Annotated in this window: 2 protein-coding genes; both read right to left on the reverse strand. The window is 33.5% G+C overall.

Annotated features, from left to right (window positions below):
• Window positions 1–164: 164 nt before the first annotated feature.
• On the reverse strand, window positions 165–2306 hold the full coding sequence (locus BMW39_RS19050) for a TonB-dependent receptor (protein WP_034979456.1): 2142 nt from the start codon (window positions 2304–2306) through the stop codon (window positions 165–167).
• Window positions 2307–2415: 109 nt separating this feature from the next.
• Window positions 2416–2614, reverse strand: a 199-nt coding sequence (locus BMW39_RS19055; protein ID WP_139175304.1) for a transposase, incomplete at its 5' end; no start/stop codon positions are given.

Raw genomic sequence — 2614 nt, forward strand, 5'->3', positions numbered from 1 at the left:
GAGTAATTTTTCACTGTAATTTAATTGATTAGTAACCAACAAGTTACGGAAAATAAACAACATAAACAACTGACAATCAGTTTTTTTATAAGATTATTTTATAAAATAAACGCCATACGAATTTTTCTAATTTAATTTTTAAACAGGCTCTTAATAATGCACTACTAGTATTTAAAACTTAATGTCAATGTATAATATCTTCCATTACCTCTTACATATTCAGCATCTCTTGCAGTGTACATAGATGTAGGAGTAAAATAGGTTTTATTAAACAGGTTTTCTACTCCCAGCCCTAACATTATAAACTGATTAAATTTATAACTTCCCTGAAAGTTGAATAGATTGAAAGATTCTACAGGCCCTTCTCCTTCTTCATATTTCCCAGATTTATCCGGAGAAAACCGATCCCTTTTGAATGAGTACATATGATATAGACCTAAATTCAGTTTTTTATCATCTGACATCCATTTAACATAAGAATTTAGTCTTGGCGGAGCAATTCTCAACCCGCTCAGATATTTTTGATAGGTATTGTCATTATTTACATCTACCTTCCCTTCCTGATAAGTATAATTCACGCCTATATTCAATCCTCTTGCCGGATAAACATTCATTACAAGATCTACTCCACTAATATATTGTGGTGCTCGCAATGGTGTCCAAAAACCATTCACAGAAACTAAATCTGCACCAAGCTTAGAGTAATTATAAAAATAACTTGCAGAAAAGTCTATAACTTTACCTATTTTACTATTAAAACCTATTTCGTAGCTGTCTACTACAACGGGTTCTGTGTTAATTTCGTTTAGCACATTACTTTTAGCATCTCTCAGTACACGTCCAAGATCATAAATGTTGAATCCTCTGGAATAGGATGTAAATGGCTGGAAATAGCTAAAGGCGGTATAACTAAGTCCGGCATTGTATGAGAAGTTTTTATACTTCAGACTTCCTCCCTGTACATTAAAAGCACTGTCTTTTCCGGAAGGAAGCGTTGTATAATCCGGAACTTTTATATTCATTAAATCCCAACGGCTTCCCATTTTTACTGTTAAATCTTCAGTAAGATATAGCTTACTTTGTATAAATGGTGCAAATGCCATCATATTCAATTCAGGAACCCATACTCTGCCATCTACTAATGGCTGCGTAGTATGTTCATTCAGTAAATCTATACCATAAGTAAGTGAAGCTTTTAATATACCTTCTTTTCTGAATTCTGTATTAAAGTCGGTACGAACGCCATATTTCTTTTCCAGAATTGCAGATTGGCCACCTGTTTTCCAACGGGGAGCTTCTCTGTAGTCGTAAATTGTATAAAAGTCTTGAAAATAAACGGATGCATTGAACGATGTATTACGGAATATAGAAGTATTGCTATATTTCAAATAAGCGTTGTGATTATATTTAGTTCCTTCTTTTACACCAAGACTTTCTCCTATTTTACCAGTTGACGGCCTTTCACCATACTTTCCTTTATCCAGGATATATTTGGAATCCTGCAAACTAGAATAGTAATTGTACATCAATTCTATTCTGCTTTTGTCATTGAAGGAATAACCCAATTTTGCAAAGGCATTATTTACCTTTGTTTCACCAAGTCCATATCTGGGGTTTTGGACTAAACCTTCTCCATCTATCTTAACGCCATTCTCTGTGAAGGTTCCGTTTACCAGATAATCAAATTTGCCCAGCTTTCCATAAAAGCTCTGTGATATTCTATATCCGGCTCCTCCCTCAGATTTAAACATCTTGTTATTGAATAATTCATGCCCCGTAAACCCCAGGACAGTTTTTCCGGATATTGACTTTTTCGAATTATCTTTTTGAGTTATATAATTAATAATCCCTCCTTCTGCACCATTTCCATAAATAGATGTTGCTCCTTTAACAACTTCAATTCTTTCAAGTACAGAAGGATCTATACTTCTAATCTCTCTGTCGTTATTCCGAAGCGGGCTGGATTGTGGAATTCCGTCTATCATTATCAATACATTTCTTCCTCTTAATGTTTGCCCTCTGTTTCCGACCAGATTATTTCCAAAAGCCAATCCGGGAACCTGATAAGCAAGGATGTTACTAAGATCCGGAGAAATTGCAGCTTGCTCTTCAATTTCTTTACGGTTGACAATGTGTACTGTTGAGGCTGTTTTCTTTATTATCTCTGGTGTCCTGGTTACTGTTATAATGACTTCATCAAGCCTTCCTTGTTTAACAGAATCATTTACCTTAATAACATTTTTCTGGGCTTTTGCAATTCCCGATACAAGGAATACACTCCCTAAGCATAATAGTGTTTTTTTCATTTGGTAGTAGTGTGTAATTATTTTTATTTAGAATAAACAAAATTAAAAATTATTCATAATCTCGCAAAAGAAAATCTAATTATAATTTTACAATATAATAAGAGCCTGTTTAAATTTTATTCAATAAATTTTTTATAGCGGATAATTTTACCATATTTTCAGAATTTTCCATTAGTAATTCGTAATTCCTGCATAATCTCCTGTCGTTATCAAACCAGGAAAATGTCCGTTCAATAATCCATCTTTTAGAAAAGGGCTTAAAATCTGTTTTCTTTTCATCATTTCTCATCACCACATTGATTAGATAA

Source organism: Epilithonimonas lactis, assembly GCF_900110605.1.
GTDB lineage: Bacteria > Bacteroidota > Bacteroidia > Flavobacteriales > Weeksellaceae > Epilithonimonas > Epilithonimonas lactis.

Excerpts from the sequence above, each read along its gene's own strand:
- BMW39_RS19050 (WP_034979456.1), bottom strand. The coding sequence starts at position 2,306 with ATGAAAAAAACACTATTATGCTTAGGGAGTGTATTCCTTGTATCGGGA.